Origin of the sequence: Litoreibacter ascidiaceicola, assembly GCF_900129235.1 — a bacterium.
Taxonomy (GTDB): domain Bacteria; phylum Pseudomonadota; class Alphaproteobacteria; order Rhodobacterales; family Rhodobacteraceae; genus Litoreibacter; species Litoreibacter ascidiaceicola.
The window spans coordinates 1-2500 of sequence record NZ_FQUV01000019.1; the positions used below are offsets into that span (position 1 = coordinate 1).

At 52.4% G+C, this 2500-nt stretch carries 1 tRNA gene and 2 rRNA genes (1 of these 3 cut by a window edge); all 3 read right to left on the reverse strand.

From position 1 onward, the window contains the following. Positions 1-31 precede the first annotated feature (31 nt). Positions 32-108 (reverse strand) — tRNA-Met (locus BUB72_RS18425). Positions 109-208: 100 nt separating this feature from the next. Further along, positions 209-323: ribosomal RNA gene (gene rrf / locus BUB72_RS18430) — 5S ribosomal RNA — on the reverse strand. 216 nt (positions 324-539) lie between these two features. Next, positions 540-2500: ribosomal RNA gene (locus BUB72_RS18435) — 23S ribosomal RNA — on the reverse strand; it runs 873 nt beyond the window's last position.

The following is a 2500-nucleotide window of genomic DNA, read 5'->3' on the forward strand; positions in this document are numbered from 1 at the left end:
GTAAACTATGGTATTTCTGGGGTATTAGTTTTGGTTGCGGGAGTAGGATTTGAACCTACGACCTTCAGGTTATGAGCCTGACGAGCTACCGGGCTGCTCCATCCCGCGCCAATGATCGACATTATGGGTCGATTTTTTGCGCTTGCCTCAAGAACTATGTATAGGAGAGGCGCATCGGTTAGAGAGATACGTTTGTGTTCCTTATTAGGTTTGGCGGTGACCTACTCTCCCACGTCTTAAGACGCAGTACCATCGGCGCGACGGCACTTAACGGCCGAGTTCGGGATGGGATCGGGTGTTTTGCTCGCGCTATGACCACCAAACCAAATAAAGAACACAAACACCGTTCAAAATACTTAGGTATTTTGAACGCGTGGCGAGGTCATGATTGCATGGCAATCGTGACAGCCACCCGGTCGTTATTACCACCTAGGTATTCAAACTATTTCCAGACATCTGAAGATGTCCGTAATCCAAGTCACTTACACTTGCGTGTAGCTTTTGAAGATAGTCCTGTAAAAGTCTGGCTTCTACTGGATCAAATCAAGCCTATCGAACAATTAGTACCAGTCAACTGAACGCGTTGCCGCGCTTACATCTCTGGCCTATCGACGAGGTGGTCTACCTCGGTTCTCAGGGATACCTTGTTTTGAGGGGGGCTTCCCGCTTAGATGCCTTCAGCGGTTATCCTTTCCGAACATAGCTACCCAGCACTGCCATTGGCATGACAACTGGTCCACCAGTGGTTCGTTCACCCCGGTCCTCTCGTACTAGGGGCAACTCCTCTCAAGTATCCTACACCCACGGCAGATAGGGACCGAACTGTCTCACGACGTTCTAAACCCAGCTCACGTACCTCTTTAAACGGCGAACAGCCGTACCCTTGGGACCTGCTCCAGCCCCAGGATGAGATGAGCCGACATCGAGGTGCCAAACGGTGCCGTCGATATGGACTCTTGGGCACCATCAGCCTGTTATCCCCGGCGTACCTTTTATCCGTTGAGCGATGGCCCTTCCACTCGGGACCACCGGATCACTATGACCGACTTTCGTCTCTGCTCGTCTTGTCAGACTCGCAGTCAGGCTGGCTTCTGCCATTGCACTCAACGACCGATTTCCGACCGGTCTGAGCCAACCTTCGCGCGCCTCCGTTACTGTTTAGGAGGCGACCGCCCCAGTCAAACTACCCGCCACACAGGGTCCCGGATCCGGATAACGGACCGCGGTTAGACATCAAGCAGAATAAGGGTGGTATCTCAAAGGAGGCTCCACAGAAACTGGCGTTCCTGCTTCAAAGCCTACCACCTATTCTGCACATATTGTGCCTGATGCCAGTGTGAAGCTGTAGTAAAGGTGCACGGGGTCTTTCCGTCTAACCGCGGGAAGCCTGCATCTTGACAGGCAATTCAATTTCGCTGAGTCGATGTTGGAGACAGCGGGGAAGTCGTTACGCCATTCGTGCAGGTCGGAACTTACCCGACAAGGAATTTCGCTACCTTAGGACCGTTATAGTTACGGCCGCCGTTTACCTGGGCTTCAATTCGGAGCTTGCACTCCTCCTTTTAACCTTCAGGCACCGGGCAGGCGTCAGACCCTATACGTCGTCTTACGACTTCGCAGAGCCCTGTGTTTTTAGTAAACAGTCGCCACCCCCTGGTTTGTGCCCCCAGTCAATACTTGCGTAGAAACTGGGCCTCCTTCTCGCGAACTTACGGAGGTATTTTGCCGAGTTCCTTCAACATCGTTCTCTCAAGCGCCTTGGTATTCTCTACCAGTCCACCTGTGTCGGTTTAGGGTACGATCTTATAGAGGGGCTATTTCCAGGAACCTCTAAGCAGCCCATTCAATCCGATAAGGATGAACTACCTTCGAGATCCGTCACCACCTCATGGCCCAGGAATATTAACCTGGTTCCCATCGACTACGCCTTTCGGCCTCGCCTTAGGGGTCGGCTTACCCTGCTCAGATTAGCTTTAAGCAGGAACCCTTGGACTTTCGGCGACAGGGTCTCTCACCCTGTTTGTCGCTACTCATGTCATCATTCTCGCTAGTGATCTCTCCACCGGATGGCTCACGCCCCGGCTTCACAGAAAACTCAATGCCTCCTATGCACTACAAGTAGTGCAAAAGAGGCGTAGAGTTATGTCACACTACGCTCCGCTACCATGCCTTACGGCATCCTAAGCTTCGGCTCATGGCTTGAGCCCCGTTACATCTTCGCCGCAGGACAACTTAAATTAGACCAGTGAGCTGTTACGCTATCTTTAAAGGATGGCTGCTTCTAAGCCAACCTCCTGGTTGTTTTGGTCGTCCCACCTGCTTTCCCACTTAGCCATGAATTAGGGGCCTTAGCTGTAGGTCAGGGTTGTTTCCCTCTTCACGACGGACGTTAGCACCCGCCGTGTGTCTGCCAGATATTACTCCTCGGTATTCGGAGTTTGGTTAGGATCAGTAAGACGGTGAGTCCCCATTACCCATCCAGTGCTCTACCCCCGAGGGT